17 protein-coding genes are annotated in these 16,265 nt (G+C 49.8%); 14 read left to right on the top strand and 3 right to left on the bottom strand.

What is annotated here, in order from left to right; all coding sequences use genetic code 11:
* Positions 1-15: 15 nt before the first annotated feature.
* The 3 genes from BMX58_RS04000 (at position 16) to BMX58_RS03990 (ending at position 3,101) form a co-directional block, all read left to right on the top strand.
* Entirely contained in the window at positions 16-1,338 is a 1,323-nt protein-coding gene (locus BMX58_RS04000) for a PTS sugar transporter subunit IIC (protein WP_068622325.1), read from the top strand.
* A gap of 55 nt (positions 1,339-1,393) precedes the next feature.
* Positions 1,394-2,371 carry a Gfo/Idh/MocA family protein gene (locus tag BMX58_RS03995; protein ID WP_068622328.1) on the top strand — a complete coding sequence of 326 codons (978 nt, stop codon included), beginning with the start codon at positions 1,394-1,396 and terminating at the stop codon, positions 2,369-2,371.
* A 283-nt stretch (positions 2,372-2,654) separates the two neighbouring features.
* Entirely contained in the window at positions 2,655-3,101 is a 447-nt protein-coding gene (locus tag BMX58_RS03990; RefSeq protein ID WP_068622330.1) for a heme-binding protein, read from the top strand.
* A gap of 137 nt (positions 3,102-3,238) precedes the next feature.
* Here BMX58_RS03990 and BMX58_RS03985 read toward each other — a convergent pair whose 3' ends face one another.
* Positions 3,239-3,709, bottom strand: coding sequence for an RpiB/LacA/LacB family sugar-phosphate isomerase (locus BMX58_RS03985; protein ID WP_068622332.1), 471 nt, complete (start codon positions 3,707-3,709; stop codon positions 3,239-3,241).
* A 290-nt stretch (positions 3,710-3,999) separates the two neighbouring features.
* Here BMX58_RS03985 and BMX58_RS03980 point away from each other — a divergent pair, with 290 nt between their 5' ends.
* The 10 genes from BMX58_RS03980 to BMX58_RS03930 all read left to right on the top strand — a co-directional run bounded on the left by BMX58_RS03980 (position 4,000) and on the right by BMX58_RS03930 (position 14,072).
* Complete coding sequence (locus BMX58_RS03980) at positions 4,000-4,740, top strand: hypothetical protein (RefSeq protein ID WP_068622334.1); 741 nt, start codon at positions 4,000-4,002, stop codon at positions 4,738-4,740.
* An 83-nt stretch (positions 4,741-4,823) separates the two neighbouring features.
* The gene (locus BMX58_RS03975; RefSeq protein ID WP_068622336.1) at positions 4,824-5,630 is read left to right on the top strand and encodes a DeoR/GlpR family DNA-binding transcription regulator; all 807 of its coding nucleotides are present in this window, start codon (positions 4,824-4,826) and stop codon (positions 5,628-5,630) included.
* Positions 5,631-6,008: 378 nt separating this feature from the next.
* A complete protein-coding gene (gene ulaG / locus BMX58_RS03965; protein WP_068622340.1) occupies positions 6,009-7,073 on the top strand; it encodes an L-ascorbate 6-phosphate lactonase in 1,065 nt (354 codons plus the stop codon).
* A 26-nt stretch (positions 7,074-7,099) separates the two neighbouring features.
* Positions 7,100-7,567, top strand: coding sequence for a PTS sugar transporter subunit IIA (locus BMX58_RS03960; RefSeq protein WP_068622343.1), 468 nt, complete (start codon positions 7,100-7,102; stop codon positions 7,565-7,567).
* Positions 7,548-9,035 (top strand): PTS ascorbate transporter subunit IIC, encoded by a 1,488-nt coding sequence (locus BMX58_RS03955; protein ID WP_204243768.1) that lies wholly within the window; start codon positions 7,548-7,550, stop codon positions 9,033-9,035. The genes BMX58_RS03960 and BMX58_RS03955 overlap by 20 nt, the downstream gene beginning before the upstream one ends.
* Before the next feature lie 36 nt (positions 9,036-9,071).
* Entirely contained in the window at positions 9,072-9,359 is a 288-nt protein-coding gene (locus tag BMX58_RS03950; RefSeq protein WP_204243764.1) for a PTS sugar transporter subunit IIB, read from the top strand.
* An 11-nt stretch (positions 9,360-9,370) separates the two neighbouring features.
* Positions 9,371-10,099, top strand: a complete 729-nt coding sequence (locus tag BMX58_RS03945; RefSeq protein WP_068622345.1) for an L-ribulose-5-phosphate 4-epimerase — start codon at positions 9,371-9,373, stop codon at positions 10,097-10,099.
* A complete protein-coding gene (locus BMX58_RS03940; protein ID WP_068622348.1) occupies positions 10,074-10,916 on the top strand; it encodes an L-ribulose-5-phosphate 3-epimerase in 843 nt (280 codons plus the stop codon). Before BMX58_RS03945 ends, BMX58_RS03940 begins: the two co-directional genes overlap by 26 nt.
* Before the next feature lie 64 nt (positions 10,917-10,980).
* Positions 10,981-12,993 (top strand): transketolase, encoded by a 2,013-nt coding sequence (tkt, locus tag BMX58_RS03935; RefSeq protein WP_068622350.1) that lies wholly within the window; start codon positions 10,981-10,983, stop codon positions 12,991-12,993.
* 50 nt (positions 12,994-13,043) lie between these two features.
* Positions 13,044-14,072: a hypothetical protein gene (locus BMX58_RS03930; protein WP_068622352.1), complete on the top strand. Its 1,029-nt coding sequence runs from the start codon at positions 13,044-13,046 to the stop codon at positions 14,070-14,072.
* Between the two features lie 294 nt (positions 14,073-14,366).
* Here the strand turns inward: BMX58_RS03930 and BMX58_RS03925 are convergent, their stop codons facing one another.
* On the bottom strand, positions 14,367-14,780 hold the full coding sequence (locus BMX58_RS03925) for a cupin domain-containing protein (protein ID WP_068622354.1): 414 nt from the start codon (positions 14,778-14,780) through the stop codon (positions 14,367-14,369).
* A 19-nt stretch (positions 14,781-14,799) separates the two neighbouring features.
* Complete coding sequence (locus BMX58_RS03920) at positions 14,800-15,117, bottom strand: carboxymuconolactone decarboxylase family protein (RefSeq protein ID WP_068622356.1); 318 nt, start codon at positions 15,115-15,117, stop codon at positions 14,800-14,802.
* Positions 15,118-15,370: 253 nt separating this feature from the next.
* On the opposite strand from BMX58_RS03920, the gene BMX58_RS03915 reads away from it, so the two are divergent.
* Positions 15,371-16,246 (top strand): DUF1295 domain-containing protein, encoded by an 876-nt coding sequence (locus tag BMX58_RS03915; RefSeq protein ID WP_084253830.1) that lies wholly within the window; start codon positions 15,371-15,373, stop codon positions 16,244-16,246.
* Positions 16,247-16,265 lie beyond the last annotated feature (19 nt).

The following is a 16,265-nucleotide window of genomic DNA, read 5'->3' as shown; positions in this document are numbered from 1 at the left end:
CAGGAGGTATTGAAAATGGATAAATTATTGCAGATTCTGGAAGAAAAAATGACGCCGATCGCTGTAAAACTGGAACAGAACAGATATTTGAGCGCCGTGAAAAACAGCTTCATGTCCGCTATGCCGCTTTTGATCATCGGCTCCTTCTTCATCTTGCTGGCTTACTTGCCGATCCCGCCTTACACCGACTTCATGCTGAACACCTTTGGGGATGATTGGCAGCGCATGTTCACGATCCCGAACAACATTTCCATGAGCATGATGACCGTTTACGTTGTGATCGGCATCGGCAATGAGTTGGCGCAAGCGTATGGTTTGGACAGAATGGCCGGCATCTTTGCGGCGTTGGCATCCTTCTTTGTGGTCACACCGATGCACGCTTTCGCGGAGGAAGGCCAGGGAATCGGGATTCCGTTAGGGAACCTTGGCGCTGCTGGTTTGTTCGTCGGTATCCTTATCGCAATTCTTTCCGTGGAAATCATCCGCTTCACCGATAGGATGGGCTGGAAGATCAAAATGCCGGATTCGGTTCCGCAAAACGTATCGAAGTCCTTCTCCTCGTTGATTCCGGTCGCCTTGGTCATCGTTTTCTTCAACTTCGTGCGCATCGGTTTTGAGCAGACCAGCTACGGCGATGTCCAAACGTTCATCTTCAATAATCTGCAGACGCCGTTGACGGCCTTGGGCAGCACGTTGCCTGCCACTATCGTCGTACTGATCCTTGAAGGGATCTTATGGTCATTCGGTCTGCACGGATCCAATATCGTCGGCAGCGTGATGCAGCCGATCTGGTTGACGCTGACAGCCGAAAACGCAACAGCGGTGGCTGCAGGACAAGCCATCCCGAATATCGTGAACTATCAATTCTACAGCAACTTCGTCAAAGTCGGCGGATCCGGCGCGACATTTGGTCTGTGTTTGTTGCTGTTGTTTGCTGCCAAATCGAAGCAATTGAAAGCGTTGGGCAAATTGTCGATCGGTCCGGAAATCTTCACGATCAATGAGTCGATCATTTTCGGTATGCCGATCGTGTTGAACCCGATCATGATCGTGCCGTTCCTGTTGACGCCGCTCGTTTTGTGTATCGTCGCTTATTTCGCCATGAGCACCGGACTCGTACCGCTTACAAACGGAGTCAATATCCCATGGACCACGCCGCCGGTCATTTCCGGGTTCCTGGTTTCCGGGTGGAGAGGCGCTGTCCTGAACATCGTGCAGATCGGCCTTTCCGCAGCAATCTACTTCCCGTTCTTTAAAATAGTGGACAACATAGCTGTCAAGGAGGAAGCGGAAAACGAAACTGAAATGCAGCACCAGATGGATGCTGTTGAAGCATAGGGGTACAATAAAAATATAATCGGATTTTAAAGAATCGAAAAAAGGGGTCTTACATATGAAACTTGCAATACTGGGATCGGGACAGATCGTCATGGATTTTTTGACGATGGCGAAAGATTTGCCGGATACTGAATTGGTCAGCCTGTTCGGCATCGAAGCAGAACGCGCGAAAATGGAGGATTTGGCAAGCAAATACGGCATCGGAAAAGTATACACGGACTATGCAGAAGTCTTGAATGATCCGGAGTGCGACACCATCTATGTGGGCCTGCCTAACCATTTGCATTACACTTTCACGAAACAAGCCTTATTGAGCGGGAAAAACGTAATCTGCGAAAAACCGTTCACACTCAAGTCAGCCGAGTTGGTCGAGCTGAAGGAACTGGCCGAAAGTAAAAAGCTGATTTTGGTCGAAGCGATCACGACAAGATACCTGTCCAACTATCTGGCGATCAAGGAACAGATTCCGCAACTGGGGGATCTGAAGATCATCGAGTGCAACTATTCGCAGTATTCTTCCCGCTACGATGCCTTCAAGAACGGGGAAGTTCTACCGGCCTTCAACCCGAAAGCGGGCGGCGGAGCCTTGATGGATATCAACATCTACAATATCCATTTCGTCGTGGGCCTCTTAGGGAAGCCGACATCGGTGAATTACCTTGCCAATATCGAGCGCGGCATCGACACATCCGGCATCCTGTTGCTGGAATATCCAAGCTGCAAAGTCGTCTGCATCGGCGCGAAGGATTCGGCGGCTCCGGTCCGCTCGGTCATCCAAGGCGATAAAGGCTCGGTCGTGCTGAATGGCCCGGCCAATGTCTGCAACTCCTTTGATGTGAACATGAATGGACAGGCGAGCCAAGCCATGGACAAAAAGGTCCATCCGCACCGGATGTACGAAGAATTCTGCGAATTTGCGCGGATGATCGACGGAAAGGACTTTGCGAAGGCCAAAGAGATGCTGGAGCAAAGCAAAGTTGTGATGGAGATCGCCGAAGAGGCGCTGGCAGGCGCCGGTATCGTTCTGGGCTGATGAATCGAGCAAAAGCGTAGGACTGTTTGGCGAAATTGTCGAATGCATGGGTGACATTCGACAATTCGAATGGAGCACAAGGCCAAATTGTCGAATGCTGAAAAACATCCGACAATTCGCCCCCGTTTCTCGGTGAAATTGTCGAATACCAGAAGTACATTCGACAATTCGATCCGTCAGTCTGTAGGGAGCGATCAAACATATCCAGTATATACAACAAAATCAGGGGGCTGTCCCGAAATGCCGAGACGGGCGGCCACATCAATGGAAAGGTGCGTGCACAATGGACAAAACCAAGTTGTTGGAACAGGAACAAACGCTGCAGTTCGAGGCATTCACGCATGCCACCGGACTCGACATCGCACTGCGGATCATCGCAAAAGTCAAGGAACGGGCGAAAAAGACCGTAGGCATCCGGATCGTGCACAATGATCTGCTGATCCTGCATTATTTGATGGACGGCCGCGGGGAGAGCCCGTGGTTGAACCGCAAGGAAAAAACGGTGATGGACAGCGGGCACAGTTCGCTCCACACCTTCCTGTATGCGGAAGAAGTGCCCGAATTCAAAGCGTGGGAAAGCAATCCGGAGTACGCCGTCTGCGGCGGCGGCTTCCCGATCATCGAAAACGGGGAAGTGACCGGTGTCATCTGCGTTTCCGGTCTGGATCACTTGGAGGACCACAATCTGATCGTCGAGTCGATCGGGGAAGTGCTGCTGCAAACCGCGTAACCAAAACAAAATAACCAAAACAAAATAACCAAAAAAGAGGGCAAGCCCGCATGTTGGATCATCAACATGCGGGCTTGCCCTTTTTGCGGCTATACCGGATTTTTTTGGTAACCTAAATTTTGTCTGGATCGCTTTTCCTACAGTTCATCCAGCTTCTTCAGATGCTTCTCGGCGATTTTTTTCACTTTGTCGACGCGGTTGGTGTATTTTTCGATATCCTTGAGATAATCGGTCGTCATCCAGGCTTCCACGATTTCGAGCGCCAACGCCGAGCCGATGATTTTTCCGCCGAGGCAGAGGACATTCGTGTCGGAGTGGGAACGCGCCAATTTTGCGCAGAACGGGTCTTGGCAGACGGCCGCATAGACGCCGTAGATCTTGTTGGCGATCAGGGCACTTCCGTAGCCAACGCCATCGACAAAGATGCCGCGGTCGGCTTTTCCTTCCGCCACAGCCAGTGAGGCAGGGTAGACATAATCGGACAGGTCGCAAGGTTCTTCGTTGTAAGGCCCGAAGTCGAGCACTTCATGGCCTTCCTTTTCAAGTAAAGCTTTGATTTCTTCTTTCAGTGCGAAGCCGGCATGGTCGCTGCAAACGGCAATTTTCATTTAAATCCCTCCATTATCTGTCATCCACCCAAAGTATAAGGCAAACGGCTGGAGGAGTACAGTGAAAATGCGAAACTGTGGTCCGGACAATCGGTGTGACCAAGCAAACCGGATAGGGAAACTCGTTAAATCTGGCGGTTACCCGGATACTTGATCGGTATCCGGGCATTTTGCATGCACTCGTTCTTTTTTTGCTGTGGCGCCATCTGCTGATATAATGGAACTAGAGGGAAATAATCGGGCAATGCGCCGGAGTGAATGCTTGTTCTTAAGGATGGGGGCGTAACATTATGCAAATCGATTGGGCCACTATGAGCAGCAACTATGCAAATTTTGCCGGTATTCTTGCCGGGTTTGTCTTCAGCGGCATTTTCTTGCTTCTGGAGGACGAGAAAAGGGACGCTTCCGAAGTCATCAGCATCCTGCTGGTCGGTTTCTTCGGTCTCCTGCTCACCGCCTTCTTGTTCTCGAACATCAGCGGGGTGGAAGCGTATAAAACGGATCCAGATCGAATCCGGCTGATCTCGTTCCACATAGTGATCGCCAGCATCATCTTCTCGATCGCAATCATGCAGATGTTCCTGAGCCTGGTTTTCATCTTTATCCTTTACCGGCTGCCGGCACAGGTCATCAGCCTAGGGAAAACGATCTATTACGGATCGGCGCTCATCGCAACGATGTTTGTCATTCGGACGATGCCGGCTCTGTATACTGACGCGGCTATCCTGGCCGCTTTGCCGCGAAATCTGTATCTTGCGGTAGCTGTTACAGTGGTTCTCCTGTTTATCCTCAGCAAAGTTTTCCTGAGAAAACTGGATGCCCTGTTTGAACATTACTTCATCATGATCATCACCGCCACGTTCCTGTTCATGCTGCTGCTTGTTGTCCTTTACAACACGCAGATCCATCTGAAGGACATCCCCGTTGTCGGCGCTCAGTTGATCATGGGCATGTTCACGGTCAATATGATGATCAACAACTTCAGCATCAATCACGAATACCGGACGATGCAGCTGCAGGACAAGAAATGAACGATTTGTGCTCGTTTCGTGATTTTTGTTTTGATATTTCGTCCGTTTCGAGTACAATGAAAGAAAAGAGACGGGGTGAACGAATGAAATCGAGTCAAGGGATTGTTTACAAGAGAAGGCAGCATATTTTGAAGGCTCTTCAGGAAAAGAAAGTTGTCTTGGTGGAGGACATGGCGAAAGAACTGAATGTTTCCGAGATTACCGTCAGACGGGATCTGCAGAGTTTCGACGATCAGCATCTGATCGAGCGTTTTTATGGTGGGGCGCGCCTGTTGGAAGGGTCCTTCCAAAAAGAAGAGTATCCTGCAGTCAAACCGCACCGATCGAAAAAACAGGAAATCGCGAAGTTGGCCGCTACTCTGGTTCATGATCATGACATGATCTTCATCAACTCGGGGTCGACCGCGTTCCTGTTGCTCAACTATCTGTCGGACCGTAACGTCACCATCATCACGAACAATGGCCGCGCCATTTTCAGGAACCCGTCGTCGAAAGCGGAAGTGGTCCTGTCCGGCGGGGAAATTTATGAAAAGAAAAAGTCGCTTGTAGGTGATTTCGCTTTGTACACCTTCTCCAAGGTGACTGCAAATATCTGTTTTCTGGGTGTGGGCGGCATCAATGAAAAAGGGATCACAACTTACGCCTTGCCGGAAACAGCCATCAACCGGCTGATCCTGGAGCGGACGAACGGGCCGCGCATCGTAGTGGCGGAGGGCGCCAAGGTGGGCCGCGAGCAAAATTTTTCTACGGCCAGCATCAGTCTCATCACGCATCTGATCACGGATCGCTCGGCGGATAAGGAACAGATCGAAAAGATCGAAGCCAAGGGCGTCAAGGTGTTGTACGTGGACGACAACCAACGCGAGGACGAAACCGGAACGACGAAGTAAATATACCGAAAAGCAACCGAACGCAAGGGGGAAATGCCTGCTGCGCTCGGTTTTTTTTTCGATCCCATAAGCTGGCTTCTCCTTGCTGTCGGTATTTTTGGGCTGCATGTCGCTCCGAAATCCCGACACCTACCGCAAACCCAAGCGCAGCCTAAAACAATCAAATCCGCGGACGCCGAGCATCAAACCGTTCATAAACTCATGAAACGATCATAAAAATAAGCTAAAGATTGTTTGTTTAGGTCCTATTGCTAATGAAAACGTTTTATATTATGATTAATCCATCGAAAGAGATGTTCATTTTATGAACGTTTAACGAATTGCAAGTGAAACGATCAAATAAGTGATCAGGCTTTTAAAATCAAAGGAGTGGAGAAAATGAGTAAAATTGATGGGGTAACAAAAGAGTCTTGGGTATTGAGCACATTTCCTGAATGGGGCACTTGGCTGAACGAAGAAATCGAGGACACTGTGGTCGCTGAAAATACATTCGCAATGTGGTGGCTTGGTTGCACAGGCATCTGGTTGAAATCTCATGAATCGACAAACATCCTTTGTGACTTGTGGTGCGGCACCGGCAAACAATCGCACGGCAGCGGCAAGATGAAAGCCGGACACCAAATGCAACGCATGAGCGGCGTCCAAAACATGCAGCCGAATCTGAGAACACAGCCATTCGTTATCGATCCGTTTGCAGTGAAGAACGTGGATGCTTTGGTCGTAACGCATATCCACTCCGATCACCTGGACATCAACACGGCAGCAGCCGTTCTGAAAAATTCAAGCGATGCCGTGAAGTTCGTCGGACCGCAAGCGGTTGTGGATACGTGGATCGGCTGGGGCGTTCCGGAAGAAAAATGCGTCGTTGTAAAACCGGGCGACAGCGTCAAAATCAAGGACATCGAAATCGTCGCTTTGGAAGCTTTCGACCGCACAGCCTTGGTTACTGCTTCCGAAGGTGAAGTGCTGAGAGGCAAAATGCCGCAGGACATGGATTTGATCGCAGTGAACTACTTGTTCAAAACATCAGGCGGAAACCTTTATCACGCAGGCGATTCCCATTACTGCAACTATTTCGCTAAACACGGAAACGATCATCAAGTGGACGTCTGCTTAGGAGCATTCGGCGAAAACCCACGCGGAATCACCGATAAGGTCACTTCCGTGGACATGTTGAGAATGGCGGAATCCTTGAACGCGAAAGTGGTCATCCCGGTCCATTACGATATCTGGTCCAACTTCCAGGCGGACCCGAAAGAACTGGTCGAATTGTGGAAATTCAAAAAAGACCGTCTCCAATACGGCTTCAAGCCATACATCTGGCAAGTCGGCGGCAAGTTCGTCTATCCGAACGACAAAGACAAAATGGAATTCAACTTCTACCGCGGCTTTGATGATGTGTTCAGCATCGAAAACGATGTGCCTTTCACTTCATTCCTATAAGAACAACACCTAAGAGGAGAGATCATATGTTAGATGAAGTCATCAAAAATCAAAGGTATTCTTTCCACGAGGGATTCGATAGTTGGCAAGACAGCATTCGTGCTGCTTGCCAACCACTTATCGAAGAAGGCGCCATCGAGAGCGCTTATCCCGAGTACATCATCGAGAACGTCAACGAATTTGGTCCATACATCGTCATTGCGCCGGATATCTGCATCCCGCATGCGCAAGAAGGCAAGGGCGTAAATGAAACCGCTATCTGCTTCATGCGCACGAAAACACCGGTGAACTTCGGGCCGGCAGCCGAGTACGAAGCGCGCATCTTCTTCGTTCTGGCATCAACGGACAACGAAAAGCACCTGGCGAATTTATCCTCGCTTGTGACCTTGCTGTCTGATGAAAGTGTTGTGGATGCCTTTATTCAAGCCAATTCAGTTGCAGATTTAGAAAAAATTATGGAAATCGAGGGTGAATATCTTGGAACTACTAATTAGTGTATGGACATTCTTTCAAGTCAATATCTTGACGCAACCTGCTTTTTTCCTTGGTATTATCGTATTCGTCGGCTATCTGTTGCTGGGCAGACCCGTATATGACGCCCTCGCCGGCTTCATCAAGGCAACTGTCGGATACTTAGTCTTAAATGTAGCGGCTGGCGGTTTGGTCGGAAATTTCCGTCCGATCCTGGCAGGCCTAAAAGAAAGATTCAACTTATCGGCAGTCGTAATCGATCCTTATTTTGGACAAACAGCTGCGCAACAAGCGATTGAAGGGGCAGGACGTTCCTTCAGCCTTATGGTTATCGTTTTACTTATCGCTTTCATGGTGAATATTGTTTTAGTCATTTTCCGTAAATATACCAAAGTCCGGACCGTGTTCATCACCGGCCACATCATGGTGCAACAGTCTTCCACTGCTTTATGGCTTGTCCTGTTCGCCTTCCCTGAACTGCAGGATGCAGGCGTCATCGTCATGTTGGGCCTTTTGTTGGGAACGTATTGGTCAGTCTTCTCTAATCTGACCGTCGAAGCAACCCAAAATCTGACAGAAGGCGGCGGCTTTGCGATCGGGCATCAGCAAATGTTCGGTGTCTGGTTGACCGATAAAGTTGCCGGCAAATTCAGCAAAAACAGCAAAAAACTGGAAGACATCACGCTGCCTGGATTCCTTTCCATCTTCAAGGAAAGCGTCGTTTCGACAAGTATTCTGATGTTCCTGTTCTTCGGCATCATCATGGGTATCCTCGGGAAAGACCTGATGATGACAATCGATGCAGTCTATACAGGCGAACGGAACTTTGTGTTCTACATTTTGGAAAAATCGTTGTACTTCGCAGTTTATCTGCAAATTCTGCAACTTGGTGTCCGCATGTTCGTATCTGAATTGACGGAATCTTTCCAAGGGATCTCCAACAAACTGTTGCCTGGTTCCATGCCGGCAATCGACTGTGCGGCAACTTATGGATTCGGTCCAGGAAACGCCGTAACATTCGGCTTCCTGTTCGGAGCTTTGGGACAATTCTTGGCGATCATCGGCTTGGTGGTATTCAAGAGCCCTGTTTTGGTCATCACTGGATTCGTGCCGGTATTCTTTGATAATGCAACCTTCGCTGTGTATGCCAACCACAAAGGCGGCATGAAAGCAGCGATGATCATCCCGTTCCTTTCAGGTGTCATCCAGGTCATCGGCGGCGGCTTGGCTGCCTACCTCTTCCAGCTTTCCCAATTCGGCGGCTGGCACGGTAACTTCGACTGGGATACATTATGGTTGGGCTATGGAGCGATCATGAAATACGGCGGCTATGCCGGCGTCGCTGCGATCGTCATCGGGATGCTGTTGATACCGCAACTTCAATACCGCAAAAACAAAAAACATTACTTCATGATTGCGGAAGATTATGAACAATACAAAGAAGAAGTCGAAGCTGAAAATCAAACAGTAGTCAGCGCTGAAGCAGCCTGACCGAAAAACGGAGTCATATAATAGGAGGAATTGATTATGAAAGTACTAGCAGCATGCGGAAGCGGAATGGGTTCAAGCCAAATCATTAAAATGAAAATTACGAATGTCTTCAAAAAATTGAACATCCCTTTGGAAATCCACCACTGCGCGGTTTCCGAAGCAAAAACACTGGCTCCTAATTACGATGTGGTTGTTTGCTCGAACTCGCTATTGGACGTATTCAAAAATGTGGACCAAAGCAAAACGAAAATCATCGGCTTGAAGAATCTGTTGTCTGAAAAAGAGATCGAAGAAAAAGTCCGCGAAGTCGTTTTGGGCGAGTAGAGGGTGATCCTATGACATACACAGACCTGAAAAAAAGAGTGTTGGAAGCGAACCTGCAGTTGCCCGAATATGGGCTGGTGAAATTCACCTGGGGCAATGTTTCTGAAATAGACCGTGAAAGAAATGTCATCGCAATTAAGCCTTCCGGGGTCGAATATGCCGATATGACTTTGGAGGACATCGTTGTCGTCGACCTGGACGGAAACACAGTGGAAGGCAGCCTGAAGCCGTCCTCGGATTTGGATACGCATCTGGAACTGTACCGCAACTTTAAGGATGTCGGCGGCGTAGTGCACACGCACTCGCCTTGGGCAACCACTTTGGCGCAGGGCGGCGTGGCGATCCCTGCCTACGGGACGACACAAGGGGATTACTTCTACGGAACGATCCCTTGCACCCGCCGCATGACGAACGAAGAAATTACCGGATCGTACGAACTGGAAACCGGGAAAGTGATCGTCGAAACGTTTGCAACCATCGATGAAAATCAAGTTCCCGGCGTGCTGGTCCACAGCCATGGCCCATTCGCTTGGGGGAAAGATGCCTTTGAGGCAGTCCACAATATGGTTGTCATGGAAGAAGTCGCCATGATGTCGTGGCGCAACCGCGTCATGAATCCGATGATGGAACCGATGCAACAGGAACTTTTGGACAAGCACTTCCTCAGAAAACACGGTCCTGGTGCCTACTATGGACAGGTAAAGGAGGATCAGGATGGCATACACGCTGGGAATCTATGAAAAATCGATGCCGGGCAATCTGGACTGGAAGGAAAAACTGACAATCGCGAAGGAAGCCGGCTATGACTTCCTGGAAATGAGCGTCGATGAAACCGACGAGAAACTTGCCCGAATCGAATGGAGCAAACAAGAACGGAAAGAACTTGTCGATGCCATGTATGAAGTCGGGCTGCCGATCCGCTCCATGTGCCTCAGTGGCCATCGGAAATATCCGCTGGGTTCGCATGATCCGCTTATCCGTGAAAAAAGCTTGGAGATCATGGAAAAAGCCATCGAGCTGGCGGACGATCTGGGAATCCGCATCATCCAATTGGCAGGCTACGACGTCTATTATGAAGAAGGCGATCTTGAGACCCAAACCTATTTCGTTGAAAATCTGCAAAAAGCCGTGGATATGGCGAGCAAAAAAGGGATCCTGTTGGGGTTCGAGACGATGGAAACATCCTTTATGAACACGGTGGAAAAAGCGATGAAGTATGTGGACATCATCCAATCGCCTTACCTGCAAGTCTATCCCGATACCGGGAATTTGAAAAATGCATCCTTGTCCAGCAGCAAATCCGTTCAGGAAGATATCCAAACGGGCAGAGGGCATATGGTTGCAGCGCATCTGAAAGAAACGATTCCGGGACATTATCGTGAAATCCCCTTCGGTACGGGACATGTGTCCTTCGAGGAGACAATCAGAACGATGTGGAATGAAGGCGTCCGCCGCTTTGTTGCCGAATTCTGGTACACTGGCCAAGAAAATTGGCTGGAGGATATCCAGTACGCGCAGACGTTCTTAAGAGGAAAATTTCAAAAAGTTGGCCATTAATTGAGTCTGGTTGAAGGTCATAGGACCTTCAACCATTTTTTAGGAAGAGAGGATATGCGAAAATATGCAAAATAAATTTGATCAAATCGACGAGTTGGCGGTAAATACGGTGCGCACACTGAGCATCGAGGCCGTACAAAAGGCAAATTCAGGACATCCGGGCTTGCCGATGGGAGCTGCTCCGATGGCGTATGCGCTCTGGACGAAGCATTTGAAAGTCAATCCTAAGAACAGTTTGTGGGCAGATCGCGACCGTTTTGTCTTGTCGGCCGGGCATGGTTCTTCGCTATTGTATAGTCTGCTTCACTTGGCGGGCTTCGCTGTGAGCCTGGATGATGTGAAAAACTTCCGTCAATTGGGAAGCAAGACACCGGGACATCCGGAAGTGCACCATACGGACGGCGTGGAAGCGACGACCGGTCCATTGGGCCAAGGGATCGCCAACGCGGTCGGTTTCGCGATGGTGGAAGCGCACTTGGCGGCAACCTACAACAAAGAGAATTTCCCGGTTGTGGACCATTATACTTACTTCCTGAACGGCGACGGCGATCTGATGGAAGGGATCTCCCACGAAGCAGCCAGCTTGGCTGGCCATCTGAAGTTGGGCAAACTGATCGGTTTGTACGACTCGAATGATATTTCTCTTGATGGACCGACTTCCAAATCCTTCACGGAGGATGTAGCAGCCCGCTTTGAAGCATGTGGCTGGCAACATATTTTGGTGAAGGACGGCAACGATCTGGAAGCCATCTCGAAAGCCATCGAAGCAGCCAAAGCGGAAACCGAAAAACCGACCCTGATCGAAATCAAAACCATCATAGGCTTTGGCGCTCCTGACGCAGGAACGCATAAAGTGCATGGCGCTCCTCTTGGGGAAGAAGGCGTCGCTTTCGCGAAAAAAGCTTACGGCTGTTCGGACGAAGCTTTCTGTGTGCCGGCTGAAGTAGCAGCCCGTTTCGAGGAAACAACGGTTACGGAAGGCCAAAAAGCGGAAGCGGCATGGACTGCCATGTTCAACGACTACAAAGCGGCATATCCAGAATTGGCGCAACAATTTGAAGACGCGATGGCCGGCAAGCTGCCTGAAGGTTGGCAAGACAAATTGCCGACTTATGAAGTGGGCAGCGCAGCCAAAGCCAGCCGCGTGACGAGTGCGGAAGTAATCCAAGCCTTGGGCGAAACGGTTCCTTATTTCTGGGGAGGTTCGGCTGACTTGTCTTCTTCAAACAACACGATGATCAAGTCCGCAACTGATTTTGAGCCGGGCAACTATGCCGGCCGCAATATCTGGTACGGCGTGCGTGAATTCGGGATGGCTGCCATCATGAACGGCATCATCCTGCACGGCGGAACGAGAACGTATGTCGGAACCTTCTTCGTCTTCACGGATTACCTTCGTCCAGCGATGCGCTTGGCTGCTATTTCCAACTTACCGGCCACTTACGTGATGACACATGACTCGATTGCGGTCGGTGAAGACGGTCCGACGCACGAACCAGTGGAACACTTGTCCAGCTACCGCGGCATGCCGAACTTGACTGTTCTGCGCCCGGCTGACGGCAACGAAGTCAGCGCAGCATGGGAAATCGCGGTTTCTTCCGAAACCAAACCGACGTTGTTGGTGCTGACGCGCCAAAACTTGCCTGTGCTTGAAGGCACGCCGACATTGGCCCGCGAAGGCGTGAAAAAAGGCGCTTATGTACTTTCGCCGCAACAAGGCGAAACGCCTGAAGGCATCCTGATCGCGACCGGTTCGGAAGTGAACTTGGCTGTGGAAGCGCAGAAACAACTGCGTGAAGCAGGCGTGGACGTGTCCGTCGTTTCGATGCCGAGCTTCGATCTGTTCGAAGCGCAGGACGCTGCCTACAAAGAAACCGTCTTGCCTGGTGCAGTCCGCAACCGCATGTCCATCGAGATGGGCGCGACTTTCGGCTGGGAACGTTATGTCGGCCTTGACGGACTGGCTTACGGCATCGACACTTACGGCGCAAGCGGCAACGGCAACGTTGTGATGGCCGAATATGGCTTCACGACTGAAAAAGTGGTTGCAGCCTACCAAGCGAAGTTCGGAAAGTAAACGAAATCGTGCTGAAAGTGTGCGGATAAATGATGAAGGGGGCAAAAATGATGAAAATTACCAAAAAGAAATTGGATGATATGTACCGAAGCTATTGCGCCAGCTACATCACGATCGGAGGCGAAACGTGCGCGTTGATCGCCAGCGAGGAGGAAGGCTACCCTTGCTACATGTACTCGGGCAAAGACTTCGAAAAAAGGGAAACGGTTTGGGAAAAGGGCGGCGGCTGCATGTCCATCATCCCGATCCCGAACAAGAGCAATGAATTTCTGGCCATCGTCGATTTTTACCTGAAGGTCAGCCCAAGCAAAGCGAAAGTCGTCTGGGGCAAATACGATCCGGAAACGGGCTGGGAAATCAAGGACGTGCTGTATCTCCCTTATCTGCACCGCTTCGATATCTACGCTGTGGATGGCATGAATTACTTTGTCGGCGCCACGATAGCGGACGACAAAGATTTCAAGGATGACTGGTCAAGATCCGGCAGCATCTATTACGGCGTGTTGCCGGAAAATCCTGCGGACGGCATCGAGCTGAAAGTTTTGGGGAAAGGCTATTTCCGCAACCACGGCTACTACAAGGATTACGAAGGGGACAAACCGGTCGGCTACTTCACGAGCGACCAGGGGATCATCAAAGTGACACCTTTTGCGGACAAAGAATGGGAAATCGAACAGATCATGGACAAACCGATCGGCGAAGTCGCCCTCTTTGATATCGATTCGGACGGGGAGAAGGAACTGATCACGATCGAACCGTTTCACGGCGACAGCATCAAAATCTACAAAAAGACGGCATCCGGCTATGAATCCGTCTATGAATACCCGCACAAAATCGATTTCGCCCATACGTTGGTCGGGACGACGCTGAGAGGCGTGCCGAGCTTTGTCGGCGGCATCCGCCGCGAAAACTGCGATCTGTTCTACATTCAATATGTCGACGGCGCGTTCAAAACCGAAATCATCGACAAAGGCTGCGGCCCGTCCAACATCATGGTTGTGAATGAGGCGGACAGGGACATCATCGTAGCCGCGAACCATACAGGTAACGAAGCTGCGGTCTATATAGTGGAGGATTGAGGAAAAGCGGTCCGAGCCTGGAATGCGGGCTAGCGGATACTTCATCGTTCTCCTCCGGTGAACGGAGGCTTCGCCGGAGTTCGACAACATTTCTGGTCGTGACCTCCGGTTAGGCAGGCTTCGTTGGAGTTGCGGCCGGAAATTACCAGTGTCCTCCGGCGGCAGAAGCCTTGCCGGAGCTGACGGCCAATTCCCGTCGTTCTCCTCTGGCCAGCGGGCACCGCACCAGAAAAACACAATCAAAAAAGCATGGCCCGCCTCATTTTCGGAGGCGGGCCATGCTTTTTCGTGCAATTATTGATGCAGTCTCTCGTACAACTCAGCGGAAACGGGCTCCAACCATTCCGGCTTGCCGGCGGTGATGGCAATGTGCTCGAACCAACTGTCCTTGGCGGCGCCGTGCCAATGCTTCACGCCGTCATGGGTGACGATGACGGCCCCGGGCTTCAAGGCTTGAGCCGGCTTGCCGGCTTCCTGGTACCAGCCTTCCCCGCCGGTCACCAGCAGGATTTGGTAGCCGTCGTGGTGGATGTGCCAGTTGTTGCGGCAGCCAGGTTCGAAAGTCACCGTGCCGACACCGACGTTCACTTCAGGATCGGCAACCAATGAATTCAGATAGCTTTGGCCGACGAAATATTGCGCGTAGGCCGTGTTTTTGGCCCCAATCGGGAAAATGACGCCTTTCTTCACTTCTTCATTTTTGGACATAAATGTTCCCTCCTGTAAATCAATCTTTGTATATTTCCTTGGCGATATTGAAGGCCGACCAGGCTTTCGGCCAGCCGACATAGAAGGCCAGCTGGGTGATGATTTCCGCGACTTCCTCTTTGGTCACACCGTTTTCCTTCGCTTTGTTCAGATGGAACGGAAGCTGTTCGAAGTTTCCGCCTGTGATCAGTGCCGTGACGGTGACGATGGAGCGATCGCGCGGCGCGAATTCCGTTTCCCGCGACCAGACTTGCCCAAACAGGACATCATCATTCAGTTCGGCGAATTTGGGGGCGAAATCGCCCAGTGCGTCCCGTCCTGCAGTAACTTTAGCCATAGAAATCATCTCCTTATGAATGTTAGCTTCAGCATACTCCTTAAAGTGCACTTTAAGTCAAGGACGAATTCAACGTTTTTGTGCTGATCAAATAGCAGACAACAAACTCGGGCTGTATTCCAAAGCTTTGAATCGAGTGCTTATTATAGATTAGTGTATAATGAGAATATTATATCTTATTGCTAGAACCGGCTGAATTGTGTTGCTTTTTTTGGGGATATAGTGAGGTTTAAAAATTTGAAAGAGGTGGAATATGGATAAGAAAAGAATTGTCATTTATTCGCTATTATTTATAGCAACTTTAGCAATTGCGACGCAAGGATTCACGAATTTAGGTTTGGACGGACTGCTGGTCCCGTTAATTTTTACCTTTGTTTATTTTACAATCATCTTTATCATTGCAACAGTAATCAAAAACAATTCGATCGTCGATATCGGTTGGGGGATAGGTTTCGTCGTGGGAAGCTGGCTCACACTGCTTGTGACTGAAAATCCCACAGTTTTATCGTATGCTATTGTTGGATTCATCAGTGTGTGGGGCCTCAGGTTATCCTTGCGGTTATTTAAGAGGAATTATGGGAAACCCGAAGATTTCAGATACGCACAGTGGCGTAAAGAGTGGGGTGATAAGGTAGTCGTCACCGCCTTTTTTAGGGTGTTTGTGGTTCAAGGCATCATTAATTTTATCGTTGGATCCGCAAGCTATGTGGTGATCAAATACAACGAATTCAGTTTTGATGCAGCGCACCGCTATTTCGTTTATGCGGCATTATTCATTGCGCTAGTAGGACTGTTTTTTGAAGTGGTAGGGGATGAACAACTAAGACGACACATCAATAAAAAAACGCGTTCCCTGCTGCAATCTGGATTATGGTCAGTTACACGCCATCCAAACTATTTTGGTGAAATCCTGATTTGGATTGGATTGTACGCTAGTGGTATTACGTTGTTTTTCACTGATTCCATCAACCCTTATTATTATCTGTTATTGATCATCTCACCTATTCTGATGAGCACCGTATTGATCAAAATATCGACGCCATTGCTGGAGAAGAATATGGAGAAATACGAGGGGTGGGAAGAATACACCAAAAGGGTTCCGATGCTCTTTCCATTCACTAAAAAATAAGGCAGCGCAGGTAACGATT

This window comes from Trichococcus ilyis (genome assembly GCF_900109135.1).
In the GTDB taxonomy this organism is placed as follows: domain Bacteria; phylum Bacillota; class Bacilli; order Lactobacillales; family Aerococcaceae; genus Trichococcus; species Trichococcus ilyis.
The sequence above is the reverse complement of the archived record's forward strand: the minus strand, read 5'-3'. Positions and strand labels throughout refer to the sequence as shown.

What these genes read in the sequence shown, in the direction of transcription:
- BMX58_RS03940 (WP_068622348.1), top strand. Translation starts at nt 10,074, where the DNA reads ATGGCATACACGCTGGGAATCTATGAAAAATCGATGCCGGGCAATCTG.
- BMX58_RS03925 (WP_068622354.1), bottom strand. Translation starts at nt 14,780, where the DNA reads ATGTCCAAAAATGAAGAAGTGAAGAAAGGCGTCATTTTCCCGATTGGG.
- BMX58_RS03950 (WP_204243764.1), top strand. Translation starts at nt 9,072, where the DNA reads ATGAAAGTACTAGCAGCATGCGGAAGCGGAATGGGTTCAAGCCAAATC.
- BMX58_RS03990 (WP_068622330.1), top strand. Translation starts at nt 2,655, where the DNA reads ATGGACAAAACCAAGTTGTTGGAACAGGAACAAACGCTGCAGTTCGAG.
- BMX58_RS03945 (WP_068622345.1), top strand. Translation starts at nt 9,371, where the DNA reads ATGACATACACAGACCTGAAAAAAAGAGTGTTGGAAGCGAACCTGCAG.
- BMX58_RS03995 (WP_068622328.1), top strand. Translation starts at nt 1,394, where the DNA reads ATGAAACTTGCAATACTGGGATCGGGACAGATCGTCATGGATTTTTTG.
- BMX58_RS03985 (WP_068622332.1), bottom strand. Translation starts at nt 3,709, where the DNA reads ATGAAAATTGCCGTTTGCAGCGACCATGCCGGCTTCGCACTGAAAGAA.
- BMX58_RS03930 (WP_068622352.1), top strand. Translation starts at nt 13,044, where the DNA reads ATGAAAATTACCAAAAAGAAATTGGATGATATGTACCGAAGCTATTGC.
- BMX58_RS03960 (WP_068622343.1), top strand. Translation starts at nt 7,100, where the DNA reads ATGTTAGATGAAGTCATCAAAAATCAAAGGTATTCTTTCCACGAGGGA.
- ulaG (WP_068622340.1), top strand. Translation starts at nt 6,009, where the DNA reads ATGAGTAAAATTGATGGGGTAACAAAAGAGTCTTGGGTATTGAGCACA.
- tkt (WP_068622350.1), top strand. Translation starts at nt 10,981, where the DNA reads ATGCAAAATAAATTTGATCAAATCGACGAGTTGGCGGTAAATACGGTG.
- BMX58_RS03975 (WP_068622336.1), top strand. Translation starts at nt 4,824, where the DNA reads ATGAAATCGAGTCAAGGGATTGTTTACAAGAGAAGGCAGCATATTTTG.
- BMX58_RS03980 (WP_068622334.1), top strand. Translation starts at nt 4,000, where the DNA reads ATGCAAATCGATTGGGCCACTATGAGCAGCAACTATGCAAATTTTGCC.
- BMX58_RS03920 (WP_068622356.1), bottom strand. Translation starts at nt 15,117, where the DNA reads ATGGCTAAAGTTACTGCAGGACGGGACGCACTGGGCGATTTCGCCCCC.
- BMX58_RS03915 (WP_084253830.1), top strand. Translation starts at nt 15,371, where the DNA reads ATGGATAAGAAAAGAATTGTCATTTATTCGCTATTATTTATAGCAACT.
- BMX58_RS04000 (WP_068622325.1), top strand. Translation starts at nt 16, where the DNA reads ATGGATAAATTATTGCAGATTCTGGAAGAAAAAATGACGCCGATCGCT.